Genomic DNA, 26,224 nt, shown 5'->3' with positions numbered 1-26,224 from the left:
GTTTTTTTGCAAAGATAAACAAAACTATTCGTACCAGTTTTCTCCAATTTAGGGCACAAAAAAACCTTGCCCATCCACTGTTAAAGTTTCTAAAAGCAAGGTTTTATTATTTAAGCTTTATAATTCCCTATCGTTGGAATTTAATTCTTCTTCTGTTATCCACTAGATCTGCCTTCTCTCTTAATGCACTAATGACACGAGAGTCAGAAGATGATACTCTTTTAGACATTAATGGATCAGTAACTAAGGTATAATCCGTTGTTGGATTTGCTTCTGTTTCACTATCAATTGCAATAACATAAACGCCTTCTTTTCCGATTAATGGCTTAGTTGTTGTTCCAGTTGAAATATTTGTGAATAATTTACCGACTAACTCTGGCTCTGCCTTTCCTCCTTTACCAATAGTTTTACTGCTAAATGTAATTTCATTTTGCTGAATAGTCAAACCGTCAAACTCAGCGACTAAAGCTTCCAATGTTTTATCCTTCATTTTTTCAGCATATAGTTCACCTCTTTTTTCATTTAAAGCGGGAGTACGCATCGCGTCCTTTACATCTGCAAATTCCGGTGTTCCTTCTTCAATCACATTTTCAATTCGTGCAACAATAAATTTGTCATTGTCTAAAATTGGGTCAGATAAATGACCTTCTTTAGCACCTTTTCCAAAAGCAAATTCTAATAATTTATCAGAATCTTGTACTCCTGGCACATAATCATTTGCAAGCATAACTCTTACTGAGTTTGGTGTCATATTGCTATCTAAAGCCATTTTAACAAATGCAGAATCATCATTTGATTCGTTAACTGCATAAATAAAATCGTACGCTTTACTTTCAATATCTCTCAGTGTATTTTCACTTGGTTTGATTTTCTTCGCAACAATTGCCAATTGAGGAGTCACTCGATTAGCTTGACCTAAAACCTCAACAATATGATACCCATAAGAGGTTTTTACCAATTGTAATTGACCAATAGGACCGTTAAAAGCGGCATCATTAAACTCCGTTACCATTACCCCTTCTTTAAACCATTTGTATTCTCCTCCATTATCAATTGAACCAGGGTCTTCACTCATTGTGCTTACAATTTCGGTAAAGTTGTCATTGGCTTTTATAACCTGAATCAAACTATCCGAAATAGCTTTCGCTCGCTCCTCAGATCTTGTTGCCCCTGTTGAAATAAGAATATGTCTAACCCAGGCTTGCTTTTCTGTTGGCAGCCCAGTAACTTTTGCTAATGCAATTTCATTTTGAGATGTTTCGAACGGTCCTAAAACATCACCAATTTTGGCTGATTGAACTTGCTCATCCGCCCACTCAGGATAACTTCCTCCTTGTTGATTGTAAGCTAAATCAGTCCCCATATTCATTGAAAAAACAGTAGAATCAGATAAAAACTGAGATTCCGTATTTTGGTAAACAAATGCAATATTATTTTCTGCCGCAGCAAAAGGAGCTTTTAAATCTTCGATCTCAGATTTAATTTGTTCCATATCAAGCTTAGAAGGTTCAATTGTCATAAAAACAAGGTCCAAACGTCTTGCTTCTTCTTGCTCGTACTGAGGATCATTTTTATGTTCCTCAAAATAAGCCATCAAATCGTCATCCGACAACTCAACTTCATCTTCAGCGATTGTATTGAACTTCTTTACTACGTAACGAATCTTCTTTTTATTGTACAATGCATTGTACTGCTCTTTACCTTCTAATTTATTGACATATAAACCTTTTTTAATAAGAGAAACGTATTTATCGGCTTTTCTCGCGTTTTCAAGTTCATTTTCAAAATCTTGCCATTGTTGACGCTGAGTTAACCACGCTTCACGCACCTCGTTTGAAGCACCAACTGGCTCCATTTCCAGTCGTGAAATATAATTTCTTACTGAATCTTTAGAAAAACCATTTGGACCATTAAACACACCAACTTGTTTTACCCATTCGTGAATATGATTACCATGAATCATATCATTCAATTCGTCAACTGTACACGTAATTCCAAGCTTCTCGAACTCTTGTTCAAGAATGGTTCTTCTTACCATTTCGTTGAAAGCTCTGTTTTCAGCAGCACTTTCATCTGCACTTGTAAAATCTTTTTGTTGGTACGCAGCCTCATTTCTTGCTCGACCAACATAAGCATCTCGTAACTCGCTGTATTCAGCTTCGTCAATCGGTTCACCATATAAAGTTGCCGTACTCATTTGCTCCACATCGTTTCCACCACCCTTGATGAAATCTGTAAAGATAAAAGCTAACATTGCCAATCCAATTACAATAAGGAGCAACAACGAATTTTTTTGAATTTTTCCAATTACAGCCATTTCTGTCTTTTTGTTTATTTTTAGAATCTGCGAATATAGTCCTAATCGTTGAAAAAAGAAAGGAGTACAAAAATATTTTTAAGTAATCAATGGATAGAATTTAAAAAAATATTTTTTTTCCCTTGAATCAATTCATAATTTCGTAGATTTGGCGGCTAATCTATCTCTTTTTCATAGGGACAATGTGAGCAGCTCTATTGACTTTTAACTATTTGAGAATAGATTTATAATAAATAAGATAACAAATGAAAACACTGCAATTTAGAGAAGCGCTTCGTGAAGCCATGTCTGAAGAAATGAGAAAAGACGAAAATGTCTTTTTACTCGGTGAAGAAGTTGCGAATTATAATGGAGCCTATAAAGTTTCTCAAGGAATGTTAGATGAATTTGGAGAGAAACGTGTAATTGACACTCCGATTGCTGAATTAGGTTTCACTGGGATTGCCGTGGGAGCAGCGATGAATGGTTTGCGTCCAATTGTTGAATTTATGACTTGGAATTTTGCCATTTTAGCAGCTGATCAAATTATTAATAGTGCGGCAAAAATGTTGCAAATGTCAGGTGGGCAGGTAGGATGTCCAATTGTGTTTAGAGGTGGTAATGGGACCGCGGGTCAATTGGCAGCAACTCACTCTCAAAGTTTTGAGTCATTCTATGCGCACGTACCGGGATTAAAAGTTGTTACACCATCAACACCATATGATGCCAAGGGACTTTTAAAATCTGCCATTCGTGATGAAGACCCTGTATTGGTTCTTGAATCTGAAAAAATGTATGGTGATAAGGGTGAAGTTCCAGAAGGAGAGTATATTGTTCCAATCGGTGTTGCTGAAGTTAAGCGCGAAGGAAGTGATGTTACAATCGTTAGTTTCGGGAAAATCATCAAAGAAGCTTTTAAAGCGGCTGATGAATTGGAGAAAGAAGGAATTTCATGTGAAATTATTGACTTAAGATCTGTTCGTCCGATTGATTACGGTACGGTGGTCAATTCGGTTAAAAAAACGAATCGATTAGTTGTGGTTGAAGAGTCTTGGCCGATAGCATCAATTGCATCAGAAATTGCTTATCATGTTCAACATTATGCTTTTGACTATTTGGATGCTCCCGTTAAACGAGTTATGCAATCAGACACTCCATTTCCTTTTAGTCCTAGTTTGATGGCTGAGGCTTTACCAAATGTCGAGCGGGTAATTGCGGCGACAAAGGCTGTCCTTTACAAATAATAGAAAATGGATAATAATCCTTTTCACAGGCTTGTTAAGCATGAAAAGGTAGCTTCAAAAGAGCTGGTAGAATTACTTTCAAATACCTTAATTGGTACCAATGGAACTTTGTATCAGTTATTAGATACACCACGAAAAATCTACAAGCTAAATTGTCCTAATCACTTCTGTTTATATCGGAATGATAAAGTAGTGGCTAACGTCACACTCTGTCAGCGGGATATTAGTTTGCCTAAAAGTGAACTTAATTCATTTTACATCCGATATGTAGCATTTAGCTCCTTGTTTCAAGGAAATACTAAACCAAGTAAAGGACGCAGTTCACTTCATGATTATTTTAAAGGTTTATTTGAAACCAGCAACCTGTCATTCGACAATCCGGAACGAAAAAGCAGTTTTTTTTGGGCATATATTGACCCTGAAAACTACCGTTCCTATAACCTAAATACAAGTTTTGGTTTTCAAACAATTGGCAGTTTTAAGACTATTGCATTTTCTAAGGTTCGTCCCAAAAATAGAGGTGTAGAAGTGCTCAATACAGATGACCATACGACAACCCTTAAGGATATCCGGAATTTTTATGATGGTTACGCTTTATTCTCAACCACCCATTTATTTAAAAATGAGAATTATTTCGTTTTAAGGATAAATGATGAAATTGTTGCGGGCATTCAAGCTAACCCAGTACATTGGAAAATAAAAAAATTACCAGGACTTAAAGGGAAACTAATGCTCCGTTTAGCTCCCTATATCCCATATCTCAATAAAATTATCAACCCAAAAAGTCATCGTTATTTAGCAACTGAAGGTCTTTTTTGGAAAACGGGTAAGGAACATTTTATCCAGCAGTTATTAGAAGGTGTATTAGCAATTACCCGTCATCATTCTCTATTAATTTGGGAAGATGAGAATCATCAAAGGGTTAAAAAATTACCAGTAAAATGGGGCTTTCTCCAAAAAAATAAAGTTGATAATTCAATTTCTATTGTGGCAAAAATGAATGGGTTTTCTGCAACAGAAATTGAGGCAATTAAAAGGAGTCCAAAGTACATAAGCGGTTTCGATGTTACATAAAATCATTTAATTTGTACCATGAGATGGATTTTAACATTCGTAATGTTTATGTTTTGCTTTACCAGTTTTTCAACTGAAACTAATCCAGATTATTCCCCTAATAAGAAACGACTTTTAGCTGTAAGCACGACTAATGCACTTGCCTGGTCCGGATCAATTTTAGCATTACAATATGTATGGTATCAACAATTTGAGAAAAGTAAATTTCATTTTTTTAATGATGGGCATGAATGGAACCAAATGGATAAAATGGGCCATATGTATACCGCTTGGCAGATAAACAACCTCGTTTATCAATCGTATCGCTGGTGTGGACTGAATCAAAAAAAATCAGCTTTAATAGGAACAGGAATTAGTTTAGGTTATTTAACCACATTTGAAATTCTAGATGCCTTTAATGCAAAATGGGGTTTTTCATGGTGGGATATGGCTTTTAATTCGCTTGGGTCAATTACTTACGGCAGTCAAGCCTATTTATGGGGTGATCAGTACGTGCGATTCAAATTTTCCTATCACAATTCTCAACTTTCAAAGTATCGACCAGAATTGCTCGGCAAGGACTTTAACAGTAGATTACTTAAAGATTATAATGGACAAACCTATTGGATGAGCTTTAATCCCTTTAGGTGGTCTAAAAATGAATCAAACGTTCCAGAATGGATTAACATATCTCTTGGATACAGCATAAACAATCAATTACGTGGAGATGGAGGAACATATATTATCAATCATTCGAAGCATAATTTAACTTTCGAACCTTATCGACAATATTACTTATCCCTGGATATCGATTTTGAAAAAATTCCGACAAAATCTAACTTTCTAAAAGTTCTTTTTAAAGGGATTAATTTCATTAAAGTCCCATTTCCTGCGGTAGAATTTTCGAATAACAAATTACATTTTCACCCACTGTACTTCTAGACTAAATCTTGATATACGCCATCAAATTTCACTTCTATCTCAGCTAAGGTATCCCATATTTCCTGAAGGTTCATTGATGTCACTAATTTTGTACGGTAATTTTTAAAATCCGGAATGCCTTTGAAATAATTCGAGTAATGCCGCTTCATCTCATTTATGGCAAGAATCTCGCTTTTCCACTTTAAAGAAAGTTCTAGATGCTCACGAGTAACAGCCACTCGATGTTTTAACGTTGGTTTTGGTAAACGTTCACCTCCCGTTTTTACAAAATGTTTTATTTCGTCAAAAATCCATGGATAGCCAATTGATGCACGACCAATCATTATTCCATCCACCCCGTATTTATCTTTATATGCTACTGCCTTTTCAGGACTGGTGATATCGCCATTTCCAAATACAGGTATTTTAATTCTCGGGTTATTTTTTACTTCACGAATCAAAGTCCAATCCGCTTCACCTTTATACATCTGCTTGCGCGTTCTACCATGAATTGAAATGGCTTCAATGCCTACATCTTGTAATCGTTCAGCAACTTCAACAATATGTTTCGTTGAATCATCCCATCCTAGTCTTGTTTTAACCGTAACAGGCAGATGCGTGGTTTCAACAATTTTTTTTGTCATTTCGACCATCTTAGGAATATCCTGCAATATTCCTGCACCAGCTCCTTTGCAAGCGACTTTTTTCACGGGACAACCGTAATTGATATCTATAATATCTGGATTTGTTTGCTCCACTATTTCGGTTGTCCGAATCATGGAATCAATATCATGTCCAAAAATTTGAATACCTACAGGTCGTTCATATTCATAAATATCTAATTTCTGTACTGACTTGGCTGCATCTCGAATTAAACCTTCCGAAGAAATAAACTCCGTATACATTAAATCAGCCCCGTACCGCTTACATAGCGCTCTAAAAGGCGGGTCGCTAACATCCTCCATTGGTGCTAAAAGCAAAGGGAATTCACCCAAGTCAATATCTCTAATCTTCACACTCACAAAAAACGTATTAAGGACAATCTATTTTACTCTGTTATGACGTAACGCTCTATTTCCAAACTGGAATCTATAACGTAAAAAGAATTCCATACCCCCAACACCTTTCGTTGCCACATTAAGTCGGGAAACATTTATATCATAAGCCGCACCGAATGAGAACCCTGAAAAATCCATCATAGTATTGAAAACAATGGCATCTCCTACTCTAAAAAAAGACCCCAATGTTAATGAGATTTCATCGAAATAACTTGTTGCTCTTGAAGCTCCTCTGAGCAAAAAGTTAAAGTTTGAACCAAAAATAATTTCCTTATTTGGACCTTGCAAAAATGCAGCGAACGCCGGCATTATCGTGACATTATTGTAGTCACTTTTAAACTCAGCCTCTCCATGTAGATTTAACTTGCGGTACAACTTCTCATCATCATTTAAAAAATTAACTCTCTGCTTTGTTAAATGGTGACCTGCAATTCCTAATTTAAGTCTTGTATTTTTACTCACATAAGTATCCCAATAAACTCCGGCAGCAACATCAAAACGACTAACACTGAAGTTTTGACTCAATAAAAGCTCCCCGTTATTTATGCTTTGATCGAATTCTACCCCTGTCCATTGGTTATCCCAATTTAGGTTTTCATTCTTTATTGCCCGCTGATAAAAGGCTGGTTGAATTCCAAAAGACAGAAAACTATTTTGATTAACTTGTAAAGAGTAATTCAAGGGAATCGCAATCACATTAGTTTGATAATTGCTTACACCAGCAATATCATTATAAAAATTAACTCCTGCTCCCATATAATTCCCACCATTATCAAACATTCTCCAATCTGCACTTGCAGAAATTGTTCGATAAGGGTTATCCGAAGCCGTCATCCATTGCAATCGATAATTTGTGAAAATCTGCAAATCTCCTTCAGTAAATCCAGCTACGGCAGGATTAAGATAAACGGGAGACGCAGTAAACATACTAAAATGTTGGTCCGCTTGTCCAAAACTTGTAAGGAAAGACAAAAGAGAAAAACCAATAAGTCCTATTTTCTTCATCACTTTATTTTACTAATGTTGTAGTTCCCTTTAAAGAACCACCTTTACCGTTAATAAATTGGTATTCCAATACCCATGTAAACACACCAGGGTTTTCAGGTCGACCTCTAAATGAACCATCCCAACCGACACGTTGATCTCGAGATTCGAAAATTAATTCCCCATATTTATTAAAAATGGTTAGTGTCATTTTTTCTAATCCAAAACCTTTTACATAAAGCACGTCATTTTTACCATCGCCATTTGGGGAAAATGCATCCGGAACACCTAGTGCCTCAATAAAATTAACGAATACACGTACCGTATCAGTATCGCTACATCCATTTACATCTACAAATTTCACTTCATAAACCATGTCTTCTGGGGGACTGGCCATTGTTGATGGACAATCCGCACAATCAATGAACTCATCAGGTGTCCAAATAAAATCACCACTCGGTATACTTGCATTGGCAAATAGCAAAGCGCTACCTCCTAATTCGATAATTGTGTCGGTACCAGCAACTACGGTAGGAGAAGGGAACACCGTGATTGAATGCGTTGTTGAAGAGCTTTCACCAAGCGCATTAGTTACAGTTAATTGAACATCAAATACGCCAGGAACGTTAAAACAAGCTGTTGGGTTTTGATCCGTAGATGCAGTAGGTTCTACATCCCCACCGAAAATACCGCCAAATGTCCATAACCATTCTACAGGATCGCCTGAAGAAGTATCCGTAAATGTCACACAATCACCCACACAAACTAAATCTGAATAACTAAACCCTGCACTTATAGGATCACAATCAACTACAGTTATGGTAATATCATCCTCACTTGAACATCCGAATTCATTTGTCGCCGTTACCGTGTACAAACTTGTTGAGATTGGGAAAAATTCTTCACCATCTATCACCCCATCCGACCAACTATAATCATCTGCATCACCAGTGGCAGTTAAAGTAACTCCACCCCCAGCGCAAACTGTTGTTGAACTCGCTTCAGCCGTTACTTCTGGTGAAGGATTAACTGTTATGGTAATCGTTGTATCATCAAAGGTTTCACCATCTGTAATATTTAATGTAACACCTATTTCACCCGCATTAGGGAAACAAACAATCCCTGGATCTTCACCTGCCAATGGACCAATGTCAGGGTCAGTAAAAACCCATCCATAACCACTAATACCTGTTCCCGAACTATTATCTGTAAATGAAATGCAATCACCTGCACAAATCTCTGTCGCTTCAGGAATAAATGAAGCATTTAACGGTCCACATTCAATAATGGTAACTGTAATTGTAGCAATATCGGCATCATCACAAGGAGCTGCCCCAGGCAATGTTTCATACTCAAACTCATAAATATCACCAGGTGTTAACCCCGTAGCATCCAACTCACCTGTTCCCGGTGTAAATCCACCACTCGGAACACCGCTTGTTTCGGTCCAAGTACCACCGGCATCTGCTCCCGCTAGAAAATCATTTAGATTTGTAATTTCATCTACGCACACCTCTACATCATCTGACTCACCAGCATATGGTCCGTCAAGAACAGTGACAACAAAACTTGTGTCATGCGAACCTATACCGTCAGTAACAGTAAGTGTGGTAGTATATACTCCAGGTGTTATATAAGTAACGGTATGAGGCCCTTCAGTTAAGGCCATGCCTGGATCTCCTCCCTCAAAATCCCAATTCCAATCCGTGATGACATCATCTGTTGTGCTTAAATCAGTATACGTTATACTCTCTCCTCGACATACCGTAATGGTTTCTGGGTCGAATAAAGCCGTTGGTCCACCATCTACTGCAACAACAGGCTTTGTTATCGTGATATTATCTACCGCAATTGAAGGATCTGTAGCGACTCCATCATCAATATTTTGCCAGACAAAACTAATTCTCAGATTTGCAATCTCTTCACATTCAACAGGTAAAGCATAGGATTTTGTTTCCCATAACCCTTGTTCTGCCCCTGTACAAGGAACACCACCACAACATAACGACTCTAAAGGCGAATCAATCGAAGTCCACGTAACGCCACCATCTATACTGTAAAAAACCTCACCATAATCAGTTCCTCCGCCTTTACCAATCATATCGAAATTTAAGGTCAAATCTGTATGACCGATAGTACTGATATCTGCAGATTCAGCCCGTCTATTTGTTGTGGTTACACCAAAACCTGTTTCCAAGTAATTAGCACCGTTGTCACCCGCAACAGGATTCAAACCTATATGCAATGTTTGATCACCAGCTCCACAAGTCTCTCCACACGCACCTTCTCCCACACCTTCTTCTTCACATGAAACGTACCAATTTGCTGGGTTATCCCCTTCCACCCCTAAATCTGTATTTAAAGTCCAGGTTAAAGCACCATCAAAATCTTCAGAGTAAACAACAACCTGAGCTCTCGATTGAAGGTTGATAATCAACAAAAAGAATAGTGGTAAAAAAGATAGTTTTTTATGCATAATAGCGATATTCGTTAATCAACAGTATTTGTATTTCCTATATTTGAAGGAACTCACCCAACAAGGAGCAACCCCCATACAAATCTAGACGAGTTAATCGAAAAAGGGGTTGACCATTTTTCGATTAATATTGTTTAAACCAAAACTTTTCCAAGTGCTGCCGAAAATTTCTCGTTCACATCACCATAAACATCTAAGTAATCCTGATGGCTTAAACGAATTACCTCCAAAGCCTCTTCTCGTCCATAAGTGTGAGTGATCTCTACTTTTTTATCCGAACCATCATCGTTTGGATTCTCTTTATACGTCAAGAAAAAATGCTTAACACGATCAACCACTTTAGACGGAAGATCTTCAATATTTTGAATATCTCCATAAGCTTGATCATCCTTTAATACTGCGATAATTTTATCATCCGCTTCTCCTCCATCAATCATTCTAAATCCCCCAACAGGAATACAATCAACCAAAATGTTTCCACGGTCGATATTCCTTTCAGAAAGCACAATAATATCCAAGGGGTCTTCATCTCCAATTATGCCCGTTTTGCCAGATTTTTTCATACAAAACTCTGCTACTTTTTTATCGCAATAAGTCTGTGGTAAAAAACCGTATAATGCAGGAACGATATTCGAATATTTTTGAGGTCTATCAATTAAGATATGACCAGATTCTTTTTCTATTTCATATTTTATTTGGTCATTCGGGTTGATTTCAATGTAGGCTCTCACCTCTTCTGGCATCTTATTTCCAATTTTGACCCCGTGCCAAGGATGAGCAACAAACTTTTGCTCAAATAATTTAGTTAATTCGTTAATATTACTCATCTTATATTCTTGTTATCTATTCTGAAATTTGCGACAAAAATAGGCTTTTTTTATGAATTTACACTCCATGAAGTTCCGTCTTTACCATCCTTAACCGCGATACCGGCCTCGTTTAGCTTGTCTCTGATCAAGTCTGATATTTCCCAATTTTTATTTTCACGGGCATTTTTTCTCAACTCTAAAATAATTTCCATTGCGGAAGACAACTTAGAATCATCGGACACATCAATATAATTCAAGCCTAACACATCAAACACCAAAGCGTTCATCGTTGATTTCAAATTATTTAAATCATCTTTAGACAAACTTGATTTTCCATCTTTAACCTTATTGATTATAGTTACCGCTTCAAACAGTTGCGCGATTAAAACCGGCGTATTAAAATCATCATTCATTGCAGCGTAGAAGCTTGAAATTAAACCATCTACATCTTCGGTACTCGCCTCTTTTGTAGAGAGCAATTCAAGATCCTTTACACCTTGCATCAACTTGTGAAAACCTTTTTCCGATGCAGTTAAAGCTTCAAATGAAAAGTCTAATTCGCTACGATAATGCGCTTGCATCATAAAAAATCGAGCAACCATTGGATGGAATCCCTTCTCTAATAATGTAGTATCTCCTGAAAAAAGTTCATCAGGCAACAAATTATTCCCTGTTGACTTACTCATTTTCTTACCATTCAACGTTAGCATATTCGTATGCATCCAATAATTCACTGGATTTGTTCCTGTAAATGATTTAGCTTGCGCAATTTCACATTCGTGATGTGGGAATTTCAGATCCATTCCTCCTCCATGGATATCGAATTGTGCCCCTAGGTATTTGTGTGACATTGCAGTACATTCTAAATGCCACCCTGGAAAACCTAAACTCCAAGGTGATGGCCATCTCATGATATGACTTGGAGAAGCTTTTTTCCATAATGCAAAATCTAAAGGACTTCTTTTTTCACTTTGCCCATCCAAATCACGTGTTCCTGAAATTAAATCTTCAATTTTACGTTTAGACAAAGTTCCATAGTCATTCTCCTGATTATACGTTTCAACATCAAAGTAAACAGAGCCATTACTTTCATACGCCAACCCTTTATTTATGATTTCTTGAACGATTTCTATTTGCTCTATAATATGTCCGGTAGCAGTAGGTTCAATACTTGGAGGCAACGCATTAAACTTCGCCATTATTTCATGAAAACCCGTTGTGTATTTTTGTACGATTTCCATTGGCTCTAGAGATTCTAACCTTGCTTTTTTAGAGATCTTATCTTCTCCTTCATCCGCATCATTTTCTAAATGTCCAGCATCAGTTATATTTCTAACATACCTTACTTTGTATCCTAAATGAAGTAAATAACGATAAATCATATCAAAAGAAATGAACGTTCTACAATTACCTAGGTGTACATCACTGTAAACAGTTGGTCCACAGACATACATTCCAACTTGATTTTCAAGGATTGACTGAAAGACTTCTTTTTCTCCAGTAAGGGTATTGTAAATTTTCAATTGATTTTGCATGATATAAAACTAAAAACCCGATTTGAGCTTATTCTCAAACCGGGTTCAAATTTAATAATATTTACGGACTAGTTAAGTTGTCCATCTGAATGATATTTGCCTTTTTTCCAAACTTCAATCTTCAATAAGATTCCATCGCTATCGTACTTATACAACTTACCATCCCATAATTTCCCACTTTTAAATTCTCCATCCATCCATAGCTCTTGATCGCTATTGTAAATCTTGTTATATCCGTTCTTTTTGAAGCGTTTTCCGTTCGTCGTTCCTTTTGATCCATCAGGCGCATTTGCTGGTGGAACGCTAACTTCTGGCTCTGTATTATATGGTGGATTTACACGTTCTTTTTCTTCTCGACTCTTAATCTCACCATCTTTATACTCGATAACTTCTTTTAAATCACCGTTAGGATAATAACGTTTTGCCTCACCGGTAGTTACACCATCTTTTTTTGTGTATTCAAACTCAATCTTTCCATTTGGATGATAATAGCGCACCGTACCATCTTCTTTCCCTTCCTCATTAAAATATTTCTCTTGTGAAATTACGCCGTTTTCGTAATACCTTTTATAGACTTCGACTTGTTTGCCACCGGTAAAATTACCCTCTTCCATTACCTGACCGTTATCCCAAAACTTAACGTAAGGGCCGTTTGGCCGGTTATCGATATACATTCCTTTTAACCGAGGTGTTTTCCCATCGATATGATACTTAATCCACTCACCATTCTTTCGATCGTCTGTATAATTCCCTTCTTCAATTTTACCATTTGGAGGATAGCCTTTAGCAGGGTTATCATAGCCCCAAATCGTCCACATCCCCTGTCTTCTTCCTTGTTCATCTCTTTTATTTGGATGACCATCTAGAGCATCATCCGATTGGACAATAACAGTTGGAATAGTTGAATTAAGGTTATCTTCAGCAACACTGATAATGGGGAGTCCAATTAAAAATGTAAATGCTAATTTTTTCATTTTGAGGTATTGTGATCTAGTTTTTCATGTAATGAGAGCCAATCTACAAATAAATATTTAATATTCAGTGTATTTTTCGATTAACAAGCGAAAGATTAAGACTAAATTACTGCTGTTTACGACAACATTTTTTAAAGTGAATTTAATTTTTCAAAACGTTATCCAGCATAATCTCACACATCTTCTCCAAATCAAACTCCGGCTCCCAACCCCAATCTTGACGTGCATGCGTGTCATCAATACTGCTTGGCCAAGAATCCGCGATTTTTTGTCGAAAATCTGGTGCATATTCAATCTCAAAATTTGGTCTCACTCTTTTAATGGCATTGAATATTTCAACAGGCGTAAATGAAATACCGGCTAAATTATAAGATGATCTAATTTTTATAGATTCTTTTGGGGCTTCCATTAAATTAATTGTAGCCCGAATTGCATCCTCCATATACATCATGGGCAATCCAGTTTCTTCTGACAAAAAACAAGTGAATTTTTCGTTTCTATTCGCCGAATAAAAGATATCTACAGCATAATCAGTTGTTCCTCCACCAGGAAGGGAAGTATAGGATATAAGCCCCGGGTAACGAATACTTCTCACATCAACATCATATTGTTTTGCATAATATTCGCACCAGCGTTCACCTGCTAACTTGCTAATTCCATAAACCGTCGAAGGTTCCATAATAGTGTATTGAGGTGTATTATCTTTTGGAGTATTTGGACCGAATACGGCGATTGAGCTTGGCCAAAAAATCTTTTCTATAACACCATCTTTTGCCAGATTCAACACATTAAAAAGGCCATCCATGTTCAATTTCCACGCAAAATCAGGGTGTTTCTCCGCGGTTGCAGACAACAACGCTGCCAATAAGTATATTTCAGTAATCTGATGTTTTGCAACAACTTCTTTCAAATCAGCATCATTCATCACATCCAGTTTTTCATAAGGACCATCTTTAAGTGCATCTTTAACCTCATCCTTTACATCTGATGCAATTATATTATCATTCCCAAATCGTTTTCTTAAACCTACAACCAGCTCCGTTCCTATTTGTCCACCTGCACCAATTACTAAAACTTTTTTCATATTCTCTATTTGATTAGGCCAATTACTGTGTTCGTAATTTTACGCCAATATTTAAAATTTAACACCATCAAAAAACTTAAGACCAATCAGTCTAATTCTGTCAAATCTCGCAAAAATATATTTATTTCATTTAGGAACTTCGGATTTTGATTGAAAAAATGCTTAGAATCCTTATCTTTGCTTATACTTGAAGAAGATAGATATGGCTGGAATTTTTGAAGCACTTCCGATACTATTAAAATTCCTTATCAAAAGGGATCCAGAATGATTGATTTTCAGATATCAAATACTGAAATCAGTTATTAATTAAATCAATCTTAAACATTATGCCTTTTTATCATAAACTTGGAAATTTTCCGCACAAAAGACATACCGTTTTTCGTCAAGCAAATGGCGAATTACATCATGAGCAGTTATTTGGCACCATAGGTTTTGATGGGATGTCATCTTTACTTTATCACCTTCAGCCTCCAACCATTGTCAAATCAATTAATGGATCGGTTGATTTAAATCCAGAAATCGCTCAAGAAAAAGACATGCAAATGCGCAGTCTGGAAGGATTCAAAGTTCCACCTGCTGACGATTATATCGTGAGTCGAGTACCGATGTTGGTGAACAGTGATTGCCACATTATTCTTGCTGCACCAAAAAAATCGTTGCGCGATTATTTCTATAAAAATGCGGATGCAGATGAAGTTATTTTCATCCACGAAGGTTCAGGAACCCTTCGCACGCAAATGGGAAAAATTCCATTTTCATACGGCGACTATCTTGTTGTTCCAAGAGGAATGATATATCAAATAGACTTTGACGATGAGAAAAATCGCCTATTAATCATAGAATCGAAAAGACCAATATATACACCGAAACGATATCGCAATCATTTTGGTCAATTATTGGAACATTCCCCTTTTTGTGAACGTGATTTTAGACCTCCTTCGGAACTAGAAACGTTTGATGAATCCGGAGAGTTTTTGGTCAAAATAAAGAAAGAAGGAATTTTATATAACTATACCTACGAGCATCATCCTTTTAATGTCGCTGGATGGGATGGGTACAACTATCCGTACGCATTTTCAATTCATGATTTCGAACCAATCACGGGTCGTGTTCACCTTCCTCCACCTATTCATCAAACATTTGAAACAGATGCCTTTGTAATTTGTTCATTTGTTCCTCGTTTATACGATTATCATCCTGATGCTATTCCAGCACCATACAACCATAGCAATATAGACTCTGATGAAGTACTTTACTATGTTGATGGGGATTTTATGAGTAGGAATAATATTGAAAAAGGACAAATCACCTTGCATCCAGGAGGAATACCTCACGGTCCTCATCCAGGAGCATATGAAAGAAGTATTGGAAAGAAAGAAACGCTTGAGTTAGCAGTGATGATAGACACTTTTAAACCACTAAAGATGACCAAGCAAGCAGTAGAAGTAGAATTTAAGGATTATTACAAATCCTGGTTACATTAATTAACCTAAACTATTAAAAAATGAGTGAAAAAAGAAAAGAAGTAAGTTCCGTTGAATACGGACTAGAGAAAATATTTGAAGGAGCACAGGATTTTTTACCTTTATTGGGAACAGATTATGTTGAGTTTTATGTTGGAAATGCAAAACAAGCAGCTCACTTTTATAAAACAGCCTTTGGATTTCAATCCTTTGCTTACAAAGGGTTAGAAACGGGATCTAAAGATTCAGTTAGTTATGTTTTAAAGCAAGACAAAATTCGATTAGTGCTAACTACACCTTTAAATAGTCAATCAAAAATCAATGAGCATATTGTTAAGCACGGTGATGGCGTAAAAGTTGTTGCACTATGGGTTGATGATGCTCGAAAATCTTTTGAAGAAACTACAAAACGTGGTGCAAAGCCTTACCTTGAACCTGTAGTTGAAAAAGACGAACATGGTGAAGTTGTTCGTTCTGGTATTTATACCTACGGTGAAACGGTACATATGTTTGTAGAAAGAAAAAACTACAACGGTAAATTTTTACCAGGTTATGAAGCATGGGAGTCTGACTATAACCCACCATCGTCTGGACTAAAGTATATTGATCATATGGTAGGAAATGTTGGTTGGAATCAAATGAATGTTTGGGTAAAATGGTACGAAGATGTTATGGGATTCGTCAACTTTTTATCTTTTGATGACAAACAAATCCACACAGAATACTCTGCTTTAATGAGCAAGGTAATGAGTAATGGAAATGGTAGAATCAAATTCCCAATTAATGAACCGGCAAAAGCAGCAAAAAAATCGCAAATTGAAGAATACATAGATTTTTACGAAGGAGCTGGTGTGCAACATTTAGCTTTAGCAACAGACGACATCATTAAAACGATATCGCAATTAAAAGCGAACGGAGTTGAGTTTTTACCGCCACCACCACAAGCGTATTATGATGAAATTCCAAACAGATTAGGCAGTCATATGGAGATGATGAAAGAGGACATCAAGGAACTTCAGAAACTATCCATTTTAGTTGATGCTGATGAAGAAGGGTATTTGTTACAAATATTTACTAAACCTCTACAAGATCGTCCCACTTTATTCTTTGAAATTATACAGCGAATGGGAGCAAAAGGATTTGGTGCAGGAAACTTTAAGGCCTTATTCGAATCAATTGAAAGAGAGCAAGAGCGAAGAGGAACTCTTTAACCGTTTGTTGAAACGGAAAAGTTTAAAACAAAAAAAGCCCCGACAACACTGCCGGGGCTTTTCTTTTTATCAATTATTAATTATTGAGCAACTGTTCCAACAACAGTAGCAGTAAATCCAATTACCGGGTTGTGCTTCTCTTCTTCTGGCTTGTCAGCTTCTGCTACATAGAAAGGCATTTCTAAAGAAGAAAAATCTAATTTAAACTCACCAACTTGAACGTTTAATGAACCATTTTCTTCAGATACAGTTACTGGTGCTTCAACTGGTAAAGATTTACCAATGATTGAAACTGAACCATAAACCACTCCCGCTTCATGACGATCAAAAGAGAATTCAGATGTCGCATATGTGTTTACATCGAAGAAATCAGGTGCCATTAAGTGACCCACTAATTTTTCGCTTTCTTCATTAATTGAAGTCATATCAATTACTAAAGAAGCTCCTGTTATTTGTGACTCTTCTCCAGTAGTTGAGATTTCAGCAGTTCCACTTAACGCTCCAATTGTACCTTGGTGATCTATTCCTTCAGCTCCATAAGTTGTCCAGTTTACAACTGTTGCTGCTGTATCAATTGTATAGCTTGTTACAACAGTTTCAATTTGCTCTTCAACAACAGTAGAATCAGTTGTAGTTCCTTCTTCAGACTCTGCTCCTCCACAAGAAGCAAAGAAAAACGGCATTGCGCAAATACCTAAAATAATTATTCTTTTCATTTTGTTATTTATTTGTTTAGACATGCAAATGTAAATAATTCCTAAAAAACAAACTATATGAAGAGGTTTTTTTAATATGAATTAAATATTATGTCTATTTTAGCCCTTGAAATGGGACGAATTGCAAATAGAGGTCAGAAAGGGCTGAAAACCGCCTATGTTGCGACAATTGTTGGAATTGTTATCGTACTTTTTATACTTGGAACTGTTTCTTGGTTTGTTTTAGGTTTAAATAATCTTAAAGACGATAAAATTCAAAGCTTCGAAATTGACTTATTCTTTGACAATTCGGTAAACAATTTAGAGCTTGGAATAATTGAGGAAGAAATCGCACAAAAAGACTATTCACATACAGCGCTCTACCGTTCAGCGGAAGAAGCTTGGGATAAGATTAAGGAGGATATAGGCGGAGGAGATACGGCGCTTGCGGTTTTAGATAATGAAAATCCTCTTAATCAATCCATTGTCATGACACTCAATAAATCCTACTTCAAATTAGACAGTATGAAATGGATTGAAGCCGAGTTAATGCGTGAATATGAAGGAAGGATTTTAGAAGTCTCTTATCCAGAAACTATATTCTCAGAATACAATCAAGGCATTCAAAAAGCTGTTTATTTCATGTTGTTTTTATCGGCCTTACTTTTATTTGTGGCAATTGCAATGATTAATAATACAATACGGTTGGCATTATTCTCCAAACGATTTTTAATAAAAACGATGCAGCTTGTAGGAGCAACCCCAGGCTTCATTCGACGACCTTTTTTTATGAGTGCAATTGGGCAGGGACTACTATCAGGATTGATTGCAGGAACCATGGTACTTGGCTTAATTTTCTTGCTTCAAACATACAATCCTATGTTTTTGAACATGACAGATTTAAAGCTATTTTTTATCGTTTTAGGTGGGATTATCGTATTCGGAATTCTAATTACATTAACATCAACCTATTTTGCTTTAAGAAAATATTTAAGGTTAAATTTGGACAAATTATACTAAATAACCATCTAAACCATTAAGGTTAATACGTAGATTATGAGTGAAAAAGAAAAATTTGTATTCGGAACAGAAAATTACCGTTTAATCTTAGGTGGCTTCCTCGTCACTTTAATTGGATTCTTTCTGATGATAGGTGGCGGTTCGGAAGACCCTACTGTGTTTAAGGAAGATGAACTGTTTAGTTTTAGAAGAATTACCCTTGCACCTGTCCTTGTGATTGCTGGATACGGCGTTATTATTTATGGCATTATGAAACGTCGTAAAGAGAAATAAGGTTGAATGGGCATACTTGAAGCAATAATCCTTGGAATAGTTCAAGGGTTAACGGAATTTTTACCCGTTAGTAGTAGTGGTCACATCGAATTGGCGAACTATCTCATGAACGAAAATTTAGATCAGGACGAAAGTTTACTCATGACCACTGTCTTGCATTTCGCTACCGCCACCAGTACCATAATAATTTTTAGAAAAGAAGTTGGTGAGATTTTAAAAGGACTTTTAAAATTCAAATGGAATGACGAATTAAAATTTTCACTTAAAATAATCGTATCGATGGTTCCAGCAGCTCTTGTCGGGGTATTGCTGGAAGATGAAATTGCTAGCTTTTTTGGAGGCCAGATTGTTTTTGTTGGATTTATGCTTCTTTTAACTGGGGCATTGTTATTTTTAGCGGATCGTGCAAAGAATACGTCAAAAGACGTTGGATTCCTCAATGCATTTTGGATTGGGGTTTCCCAAATGATTGCAATTCTACCTGGTATTTCTCGTTCTGGTGCTACAATTTCTACATCTGTTTTACTCGGAATTGATCGCGAAAGAGCAGCTCGCTTTTCCTTTTTAATGGTTGTTCCATTAATTTTTGGAAAAATGGCTAAAGACATTTTGGAAATTCTTCAAAATCCTAATCAGTACTTGGATACCGATTATACGGTTCTTGGTGTTGGCTTCATTTTTTCTTTTGTAACAGGTTTATTTGCCTGCACTTGGATGATTTCCCTCGTCAAAAAAGCTAAATTATCTTACTTTGCAATCTACTGTTTGATTGTTGGAATAATCGCTATTTCCAGTTCCTTTTTTATTCAGTAAATAGAATGATGAATCAACTTAATTTTTTAGCAGGAGAAGTACTACTTGTTCATAAGCCCTTAAAATGGACATCATTTGATGTCGTAAATAAATTGAGGTACGAATTAAAACAAGCATTAGGAATAAAAAAAATCAAAGTTGGCCATGCTGGTACGCTAGACCCACTAGCAGATGGTTTACTCATCATTTGTACCGGTAAAAAAACCAAAGAAATTGAATCATTTATGGGACTTGAAAAAACCTATACAGGTACAATTACTATTGGTTCAACCACACCATCATATGATTTAGAAACAGAGATCGATCAAACTTTTCCAATAGATCAAATCACCTCTGATCAAGTTAAAAATATTGCTGCAACTATGACCGGGGAGTATGAGCAATATCCACCCATATTTTCAGCAAAAAAAGTAAAAGGTAAAAAAGCTTATGACCTTGCTCGAGCAGGTGAAGAGGTAAAACTAAAACCGAAGCTAGTCGAAATATCATTGTTCGAATTACCGCAAATTCAACTTCCGAAAATAGATTTCAGAATTAAATGTTCAAAAGGGACTTACATACGAAGTATAGCGCATGACTTTGGGATGTTATTGAAAAACGGCGCTCATTTATCTGCTTTAAGACGCGAAGCAATAGGGAAATACGAACTCAGCCAGGCTAAAACTGTAGAAGAATGGATTGATATTATACGCGCCTTAGACCGTAATAATATTGATTAGTTTTAATAAAATTTAAACCTAAAATCAAATCACTAATCGTATCTTTGTCGGAATGGTCAGTGTCAAAGAAATAAAGGCAAATGTTTCGGAAGAGATGGCAATCTTTGAAGAAAAGTTTAAGGCCTCAATGAAGTCCGACGTTGCTTTGTTGGACAAAATTACGCATTACATAATCAAGCGAAAAGGAAAGCAAATGAGACCGATGTTTGTTTTTCTTACAGCGAAAGCCATTCACGGTAAAGTAGAGGATACAAGCTATACCGCCGCATCATTAATTGAATTATCGCATACCGCAAGTTTAGTGCATGATGATGTTGTTGACGATGCAAATGAAAGACGTGGTGTATTCTCAGTAAATGCATTGTGGAAAAATAAAATCGCCGTTTTAGTCGGTGATTATTTACTTGCACAAGGTTTATTGTTATCTGTAAACACAGCTCAATTTCAATTACTTAAAATTGTATCGGATGCTGTGAAAGAAATGTCAGAAGGAGAGTTATTGCAAATTGAAAAGGCAAGGAAATTAGACATTACTGAGGAAGTTTACTATGATATCATTCGTCAGAAAACTGCTTCTTTAATTGCCTCTTGTTGCGCAGCAGGGGCTGCTTCAGTTTCATCTGATCAAGTGCTTATTGATAAAATGAAAAAATTTGGTGAATTGGTAGGAATGGCTTTTCAAATAAAAGATGACATTTTTGATTATGGAGATAGTGATAAAATTGGTAAGCCGACCGGGAATGATATACGAGAGCAAAAAATGACCTTACCCTTAATTTACGCAATTAATAACAGTGATAAACAAATTAAACGTGAGTTAAAGAACATTGTCAAAAATCATAACGAAAGTCCCAAACACATAAAAAAAGCAATTAAAATTGTTGTCGAACAAGGTGGAGTGAAATTTGCCTACGACAAAATGATTAAAATTAAAGATGAAGCACTTGCTTTACTAAATGATCTCGAAGAATCTGAAGCGAAAAAAGCATTAATAGGTTTGGTAGAGTACACCGTTTATCGCGAAAAATAAAAGCTATGAGGTTAATTATCTTTACACTATTAACACTTGGAATATATGCTTGTAGTAATGAGACTAATGAGCAAAAAAACACCAAGTTCTCAAATGATTCAACTGATTTCAAGACAAAAGAAATTGTGTCATCAAAAAAAGAAATCAATAGCGATAAAAATGTCATAAACAAACGTAAACGCGACTATCAAGAGTTCTACCCAAATGGTGCTGTAAAGATTGAAGGAAACCTCAACGACAATAAAGAGCGCAACGGCTTATGGATTTCATATTATGAAAATGGTGTTAAGTGGAGTGAGTCTTATTACATAAATGGTGCTAAAAACGGTCACTCAATAACTTTTTATCCAAACGGAAAGGTGAGATACATGGGCGAGTACAAAGACAATAATCAAATTGGTACTTGGTATTTTTACAATGAAAATGGAGCTAAAATAGACTCCGTTAAATATTAAACCAATTTCAACCTTTAATTTTTTGTAAATCATTTGATTAAAGGTCTAACTTTTTCTCCTCTTTGGTAAACTATTCCCCCTTTTAGAGCGTCTTATTGTTGTGAATACAATTAAATGAACAACATGGAGTGTTAAATATCTTGCTAAATGTTTGATATTTAGTATTTTTAACCATGTGCTTCTGGTTTTAAAGGATCAAGATGCGCGTAGACCCAAAAAAAACGCTTTTTAAGCTTATGACTAGATTGTGGTACATTTTATTCCTAATCCCATTCGTCTCAGGCACTTTTGCTCAAGATGAAATCTGGATGCGTCCAAACCATGGGCAATGGCATGAAAATGTTGCTTATAAAATAGAAGTCCCAGGCGGAAACATGTACTTGGAAGAAACTGGATTCACTTACGATTTTTCATCCAATCATGAGCATTATCATCACGCCCATGAGGGACATAACCATACTGTTACTAAGCATCACGTAGTTAAAACAAAATTTCTAAATGCGAGTACACCAAGTTTTCAAGAGATGTTACCTTCTCCTTTCTATGAAAATTACTTTCTTGGAAACGATCAAAGAAAATGGGTGAAAAAAAGTCATGCCTATCAAGAAGTACTTTATGCAAACCTTTATTCGAATATTGACCTAAGGATCTACCAAAAAAAGTCCACCTTAAAATATGATGTGATTGTTAAACCTGGTGGAAACGTCAATGATTTTAAAGTGGAATACACGGGGCAAGATGATTTGCAGCTTAAAAACGATGAACTTGTAATTGTAACTTCTTTTGGTAATCTAATTGAAAAAGCTCCTTATGCTTATCAAATCACAAATGGAATTAAACAGAAAATCCCTTGTCATTACCGACTTGTAAACAATAGAATGTCGTTTGAATTCCCTCAAGGATATGATACTTCTAAAATTCTTTACATCGATCCCGAGCTCGCCTTCTCGTCTTTTACCGGTTCAACTTCAGACAACTGGGGAATGACTGCTTGCCCTGACATAAATGGAAATTTAATTGGCGGAGGAATTGTAATGGGCAGTGGTTACCCAACCAGTCCTGGAACTTTTGACGATACATTTGCAGGTATTGTAGACGTTGGAATTACAAAATTCAATGCAGACGGTTCTGACATCATTTATTCAACTTATATTGGAGGAATTGGCAGTGAGACTCCTCATAGTATAATTGTAAACGAGGACAACGACTTATATATAATGGGGGCGACATCCTCAACTGATTTTCCCGTAGGCGGTTCACCTTACCAAGCAGAAAACAACCTAGGAGGAGGTGCCGTTATTGACGGGATAAATTTCACTGCAGGAGCAGATATTTTTCTCATTAAATTATCCGAAGCTGGAGACGCCATACTTGGGGGGACTTTTATGGGGGGATCTGGTTTTGACGGGATTTCTGAGACAGGTGAGGTCGTTTATAATTATGGTGATCAATTACGCGGTGAGGTTGTTGTTGATGAATCTTCTAATGTATATATTACGTCGACTTCAACATCAATTGATTTTCCCATAGTAGGAGGTTTTGATGCTTCTTTGGGAGGTGGGAAAGATGCAATTGCTGCAAAGTTCAATTCTAATTTAACATCCCTCTTATGGAGTAGTTTTGTTGGTGGAAATGGTGATGAATCAGGAAATTCAATTAAAGTTACCTCTACTGGTGATATTTTAGTCGTAGGTGGTACAACCAGTAATGACCTTCCTAATACAGGTGGTAATATTCATCCCGCTTATCAAGGGGGTAGTGTTGATGGTTATTTGATGAAATTTATTGCCCCCGCTTATACCGCAGAAGCAACTTATTTAGGAACGAATGATTATGATCAAGCTTATTTAGTTGACACTGATATTGATGATAATATTTACATTTATGGACAATCAAGTGGCCCCTATCAAACCGATGGTGACAACTATATAAACCCGAATAGCGGTCAATTCATACACAAAATATCAAACGATTTGGGCACTACCGTTTGGTCATCCGTTTTTGGAGCAGGAACAGGAGTAGCAGAAATTTCACCAACGGCATTATTAATAAGCGAATGTTATGAAATTTATATTGCTGGTTGGGGCGGCGTCTTAAATGAATCTGTAGGCGGAGCCATAGGAAGTACAACAGAAGGGTTTCCAACAACTGCTGATGCCTATCAAGACGATACCGGTGGTAGTAATTTTTATCTTGCAGTGTTCACCCAGGAAATGGCCGACTTGAAATATGGAACTTTTATGGGAGACCCATCTTCAACCGGTGATCACGTAGATGGAGGGACGAGTAGGTTTGATAAAAACGGTACAATATATCATGCCATCTGTGCGGCTTGCGCGAGTGCAGGAGGAGTTTTTCCGACCACTCCAGGGGTATTTGCTCCGGACAAAGGGGCTTCCAATTGTAATATGGCTGTTTTTCAGTTTGATCTCTCAAAAATTCAAGCTGTTCTCAGTACAGGTGCGCCAATAATTTGTATCCCAGACCCAGTAATATTTACCAACGAAAGTTTATATGGCGATAATTATCTATGGGACTTTGGCGATGGTGAAACATCCACTGAGTTTGAACCTACCCATTTTTACGAAGAGCCAGGTACTTATACTGTTCGATTGGTGGTCAGTGATGACGAAGGATGTTATGAGCCTGACACGGCCTACATTGAAGTAATTATTGAAATCTTTGAAGGTACAGCTGGTACATTAACCGATACTATATGTCCTGGAACTTCAGTCGAATTGTTTGCTACAGGAGGTGATACCTATTCATGGGGACCTGAAGATTTATTAAGTGACCCTTCAAGTGCAAACCCTATTGCTACCATTGATGAAGAAACAACATTCACAGTAACGATAGAAAGTATCTGTGGTATGACAGAATTAGAAGTTACTGTTTACGTCTTCGAAACAGATACAGATGCTTCCCCAGACACAGCAATCTGTGTAGGAGATCAAGTAGTTTTGAACGCTTCAGGTGGGGACACGTATAATTGGACACCTCCCGAGTTCTTAGATGACCCTACTTCACCTAATCCTATCGCTAGCCCTCCGATAACGACTTTTTTTAACGTCGAAATTACCACAGCAGATGGCTGCCTAGTCGAAGATACTGTTAAAGTTCATGTAGATTTAGATGTGCCTAACCCAATTCTCCAAGATGAAACCACGATTTGTAAAGGAGATAGTATCAGAGTTACTGCGGGAGGTGCAACTGACTACTTATGGTATCCAGACTACAGAATTAGTGATGTAACCGCCTACAACCCTTTCCTTTCACCATTAGTGGATACATTATATCTTGTCGACTTCACCAATGCTTGCGGAACTGTTACGGATTCAGTCTATGTTCATGTGATAGAAATTGAAGCTGAAGTATCACCAGATATTACCATATGTCCGGGTGAGAGCACTGTTCTTACGGCAAGTGGCGGTAATTATTACAAATGGTATCCTTCTGGTTATTTATCAAATCCTAACGCCGCTGTAACAACCTCAAAACCTTTACACGACATGACGTACACGGTATTTGTATCAGATGATTATGGTTGCAAAGACTCTGCTATTGTCAATGTATACCTTTTTGACCCTCCTCCAATAGAAGTTTCTCCTGCAGTCTATCCAATTATTGGAGACACATCAACAATTTGGGCAATTGCAGATGGAGAAATTTTATGGACGCCTGATTATAACATAGAATGTACTATTTGCCCAACAACGGTAGTCTTTCCTGAAACAAACACCGCTTATATCGCAACAGTAACTGATTCAAACGGTTGTACAAATTCTGCCCAGGTTCCAATATTGTTTGAACCTATTATTTATGTTCCTAATGCTTTCAGTCCTGACGGCGATTCGTTCAATAATAGCTTCAAAGCAATCGGTCATAATATTGTGAAATTTCAAATGCAAATATTTAATAGGTGGGGAGAACTTATCTATACCATGAATTCTATTGATGAAGAATGGTCTGGTTCTTATAATGGTAATCTAGCTCCTGACGACGTATATGTTTGGCAAATTATTTACACTGATCTCAACGGTAAAGACTTCGAACTAACAGGACATGTTGTTCTTTTAAAATAAGCCAGTATAACAATACAATATCACTATTT

At 36.6% G+C, this 26,224-nt stretch carries 21 protein-coding genes; 12 read left to right on the top strand and 9 right to left on the bottom strand.

Translation table 11 applies throughout. From position 1 onward, the window contains the following. Window positions 1–127: 127 nt before the first annotated feature. Entirely contained in the window at window positions 128–2,317 is a 2,190-nt protein-coding gene (locus A8143_RS03920; RefSeq protein WP_066756582.1) for a peptidylprolyl isomerase, read from the bottom strand. 245 nt (window positions 2,318–2,562) lie between these two features. Between A8143_RS03920 and A8143_RS03915 the strand changes: the two genes are divergently transcribed. The 3 genes from A8143_RS03915 to A8143_RS03905 are packed head-to-tail and all read left to right on the top strand — an operon-like array spanning window position 2,563 to window position 5,535. Continuing rightward, on the top strand, window positions 2,563–3,540 hold the full coding sequence (locus A8143_RS03915) for a pyruvate dehydrogenase complex E1 component subunit beta (RefSeq protein WP_066756579.1): 978 nt from the start codon (window positions 2,563–2,565) through the stop codon (window positions 3,538–3,540). Window positions 3,541–3,546: 6 nt separating this feature from the next. Continuing rightward, window positions 3,547–4,614 (top strand): hypothetical protein, encoded by a 1,068-nt coding sequence (locus A8143_RS03910; RefSeq protein WP_066756576.1) that lies wholly within the window; start codon window positions 3,547–3,549, stop codon window positions 4,612–4,614. A gap of 18 nt (window positions 4,615–4,632) precedes the next feature. Beyond that, complete coding sequence (locus A8143_RS03905; RefSeq protein WP_083261204.1) at window positions 4,633–5,535, top strand: DUF2279 domain-containing protein; 903 nt, start codon at window positions 4,633–4,635, stop codon at window positions 5,533–5,535. On the opposite strand, the gene dusB is transcribed toward A8143_RS03905, so the two are convergent. From dusB to A8143_RS03870, 7 genes are all read right to left on the bottom strand, one after another. Next, a complete protein-coding gene (gene dusB, locus A8143_RS03900; protein ID WP_262485614.1) occupies window positions 5,532–6,536 on the bottom strand; it encodes a tRNA dihydrouridine synthase DusB in 1,005 nt (334 codons plus the stop codon). The two genes, A8143_RS03905 and dusB, sit on opposite strands and share 4 nt — an antisense overlap. Window positions 6,537–6,557: 21 nt before the next feature. Next, window positions 6,558–7,577 (bottom strand): PorP/SprF family type IX secretion system membrane protein, encoded by a 1,020-nt coding sequence (locus tag A8143_RS03895; protein WP_066756570.1) that lies wholly within the window; start codon window positions 7,575–7,577, stop codon window positions 6,558–6,560. A 4-nt stretch (window positions 7,578–7,581) separates the two neighbouring features. After that, entirely contained in the window at window positions 7,582–10,032 is a 2,451-nt protein-coding gene (locus tag A8143_RS03890; protein WP_070137452.1) for a PKD domain-containing protein, read from the bottom strand. A gap of 134 nt (window positions 10,033–10,166) precedes the next feature. Next, window positions 10,167–10,859 carry an inorganic pyrophosphatase gene (locus A8143_RS03885; RefSeq protein WP_066756566.1) on the bottom strand — a complete coding sequence of 231 codons (693 nt, stop codon included), beginning with the start codon at window positions 10,857–10,859 and terminating at the stop codon, window positions 10,167–10,169. A gap of 50 nt (window positions 10,860–10,909) precedes the next feature. Further along, window positions 10,910–12,376 (bottom strand): cysteine--tRNA ligase, encoded by a 1,467-nt coding sequence (gene cysS / locus A8143_RS03880; RefSeq protein WP_066756565.1) that lies wholly within the window; start codon window positions 12,374–12,376, stop codon window positions 10,910–10,912. A gap of 68 nt (window positions 12,377–12,444) precedes the next feature. Next, the gene (locus A8143_RS03875) at window positions 12,445–13,350 is read right to left on the bottom strand and encodes a toxin-antitoxin system YwqK family antitoxin (protein WP_066756562.1); all 906 of its coding nucleotides are present in this window, start codon (window positions 13,348–13,350) and stop codon (window positions 12,445–12,447) included. Window positions 13,351–13,492: 142 nt separating this feature from the next. Then, on the bottom strand, window positions 13,493–14,434 hold the full coding sequence (locus tag A8143_RS03870; protein ID WP_066756560.1) for an NAD-dependent epimerase/dehydratase family protein: 942 nt from the start codon (window positions 14,432–14,434) through the stop codon (window positions 13,493–13,495). Between the two features lie 326 nt (window positions 14,435–14,760). On the opposite strand from A8143_RS03870, the gene A8143_RS03865 reads away from it, so the two are divergent. After that, on the top strand, window positions 14,761–15,918 hold the full coding sequence (locus A8143_RS03865; RefSeq protein ID WP_066756558.1) for a homogentisate 1,2-dioxygenase: 1,158 nt from the start codon (window positions 14,761–14,763) through the stop codon (window positions 15,916–15,918). A gap of 20 nt (window positions 15,919–15,938) precedes the next feature. Then, on the top strand, window positions 15,939–17,108 hold the full coding sequence (gene hppD, locus A8143_RS03860) for a 4-hydroxyphenylpyruvate dioxygenase (RefSeq protein WP_066756555.1): 1,170 nt from the start codon (window positions 15,939–15,941) through the stop codon (window positions 17,106–17,108). An 80-nt stretch (window positions 17,109–17,188) separates the two neighbouring features. Here hppD and A8143_RS03855 read toward each other — a convergent pair whose 3' ends face one another. After that, complete coding sequence (locus A8143_RS03855) at window positions 17,189–17,824, bottom strand: YceI family protein (protein WP_066756552.1); 636 nt, start codon at window positions 17,822–17,824, stop codon at window positions 17,189–17,191. Window positions 17,825–17,914: 90 nt separating this feature from the next. On the opposite strand from A8143_RS03855, the gene A8143_RS03850 reads away from it, so the two are divergent. The 7 genes from A8143_RS03850 (at window position 17,915) to A8143_RS03820 (ending at window position 26,195) form a co-directional block, all read left to right on the top strand. Then, window positions 17,915–18,823: a cell division protein FtsX gene (locus tag A8143_RS03850; RefSeq protein WP_066756549.1), complete on the top strand. Its 909-nt coding sequence runs from the start codon at window positions 17,915–17,917 to the stop codon at window positions 18,821–18,823. Window positions 18,824–18,859: 36 nt separating this feature from the next. Beyond that, the gene (locus tag A8143_RS03845; protein ID WP_066756546.1) at window positions 18,860–19,096 is read left to right on the top strand and encodes a DUF3098 domain-containing protein; all 237 of its coding nucleotides are present in this window, start codon (window positions 18,860–18,862) and stop codon (window positions 19,094–19,096) included. A gap of 6 nt (window positions 19,097–19,102) precedes the next feature. After that, the gene (locus A8143_RS03840; protein WP_066756542.1) at window positions 19,103–19,909 is read left to right on the top strand and encodes an undecaprenyl-diphosphate phosphatase; all 807 of its coding nucleotides are present in this window, start codon (window positions 19,103–19,105) and stop codon (window positions 19,907–19,909) included. Window positions 19,910–19,914: 5 nt separating this feature from the next. Further along, window positions 19,915–20,628, top strand: a complete 714-nt coding sequence (truB, locus tag A8143_RS03835; RefSeq protein ID WP_317040028.1) for a tRNA pseudouridine(55) synthase TruB — start codon at window positions 19,915–19,917, stop codon at window positions 20,626–20,628. Between the two features lie 52 nt (window positions 20,629–20,680). Beyond that, window positions 20,681–21,658, top strand: a complete 978-nt coding sequence (locus A8143_RS03830; protein WP_066756539.1) for a polyprenyl synthetase family protein — start codon at window positions 20,681–20,683, stop codon at window positions 21,656–21,658. 5 nt (window positions 21,659–21,663) lie between these two features. Continuing rightward, window positions 21,664–22,113 carry a toxin-antitoxin system YwqK family antitoxin gene (locus tag A8143_RS03825; protein ID WP_066756536.1) on the top strand — a complete coding sequence of 150 codons (450 nt, stop codon included), beginning with the start codon at window positions 21,664–21,666 and terminating at the stop codon, window positions 22,111–22,113. A 236-nt stretch (window positions 22,114–22,349) separates the two neighbouring features. Continuing rightward, on the top strand, window positions 22,350–26,195 hold the full coding sequence (locus tag A8143_RS03820) for a DUF7948 domain-containing protein (RefSeq protein ID WP_175437477.1): 3,846 nt from the start codon (window positions 22,350–22,352) through the stop codon (window positions 26,193–26,195). The last annotated feature ends 29 nt before the right edge of the window (window positions 26,196–26,224 follow it).

The sequence above is a fragment of the Crocinitomix algicola genome (assembly GCF_001661595.2).
GTDB lineage: Bacteria > Bacteroidota > Bacteroidia > Flavobacteriales_D > Crocinitomicaceae > Crocinitomix > Crocinitomix algicola.
This window is presented reverse-complemented; position numbering and strand designations above follow the sequence as displayed.

What these genes read in the sequence shown, in the direction of transcription:
- A8143_RS03920 (WP_066756582.1), bottom strand. Translation starts at nt 2,317, where the DNA reads ATGGCTGTAATTGGAAAAATTCAAAAAAATTCGTTGTTGCTCCTTATT.
- A8143_RS03915 (WP_066756579.1), top strand. Translation starts at nt 2,563, where the DNA reads ATGAAAACACTGCAATTTAGAGAAGCGCTTCGTGAAGCCATGTCTGAA.
- A8143_RS03910 (WP_066756576.1), top strand. Translation starts at nt 3,547, where the DNA reads ATGGATAATAATCCTTTTCACAGGCTTGTTAAGCATGAAAAGGTAGCT.
- A8143_RS03905 (WP_083261204.1), top strand. Translation starts at nt 4,633, where the DNA reads ATGAGATGGATTTTAACATTCGTAATGTTTATGTTTTGCTTTACCAGT.
- A8143_RS03895 (WP_066756570.1), bottom strand. Translation starts at nt 7,577, where the DNA reads ATGAAGAAAATAGGACTTATTGGTTTTTCTCTTTTGTCTTTCCTTACA.
- A8143_RS03890 (WP_070137452.1), bottom strand. Translation starts at nt 10,032, where the DNA reads ATGCATAAAAAACTATCTTTTTTACCACTATTCTTTTTGTTGATTATC.
- A8143_RS03885 (WP_066756566.1), bottom strand. Translation starts at nt 10,859, where the DNA reads ATGAGTAATATTAACGAATTAACTAAATTATTTGAGCAAAAGTTTGTT.
- cysS (WP_066756565.1), bottom strand. Translation starts at nt 12,376, where the DNA reads ATGCAAAATCAATTGAAAATTTACAATACCCTTACTGGAGAAAAAGAA.
- A8143_RS03875 (WP_066756562.1), bottom strand. Translation starts at nt 13,350, where the DNA reads ATGAAAAAATTAGCATTTACATTTTTAATTGGACTCCCCATTATCAGT.
- A8143_RS03870 (WP_066756560.1), bottom strand. Translation starts at nt 14,434, where the DNA reads ATGAAAAAAGTTTTAGTAATTGGTGCAGGTGGACAAATAGGAACGGAG.
- A8143_RS03865 (WP_066756558.1), top strand. Translation starts at nt 14,761, where the DNA reads ATGCCTTTTTATCATAAACTTGGAAATTTTCCGCACAAAAGACATACC.
- hppD (WP_066756555.1), top strand. Translation starts at nt 15,939, where the DNA reads ATGAGTGAAAAAAGAAAAGAAGTAAGTTCCGTTGAATACGGACTAGAG.
- A8143_RS03855 (WP_066756552.1), bottom strand. Translation starts at nt 17,824, where the DNA reads ATGAAAAGAATAATTATTTTAGGTATTTGCGCAATGCCGTTTTTCTTT.
- A8143_RS03850 (WP_066756549.1), top strand. Translation starts at nt 17,915, where the DNA reads ATGTCTATTTTAGCCCTTGAAATGGGACGAATTGCAAATAGAGGTCAG.
- A8143_RS03845 (WP_066756546.1), top strand. Translation starts at nt 18,860, where the DNA reads ATGAGTGAAAAAGAAAAATTTGTATTCGGAACAGAAAATTACCGTTTA.
- A8143_RS03840 (WP_066756542.1), top strand. Translation starts at nt 19,103, where the DNA reads ATGGGCATACTTGAAGCAATAATCCTTGGAATAGTTCAAGGGTTAACG.
- truB (WP_317040028.1), top strand. Translation starts at nt 19,915, where the DNA reads ATGATGAATCAACTTAATTTTTTAGCAGGAGAAGTACTACTTGTTCAT.
- A8143_RS03830 (WP_066756539.1), top strand. Translation starts at nt 20,681, where the DNA reads ATGGTCAGTGTCAAAGAAATAAAGGCAAATGTTTCGGAAGAGATGGCA.
- A8143_RS03825 (WP_066756536.1), top strand. Translation starts at nt 21,664, where the DNA reads ATGAGGTTAATTATCTTTACACTATTAACACTTGGAATATATGCTTGT.
- A8143_RS03820 (WP_175437477.1), top strand. Translation starts at nt 22,350, where the DNA reads ATGACTAGATTGTGGTACATTTTATTCCTAATCCCATTCGTCTCAGGC.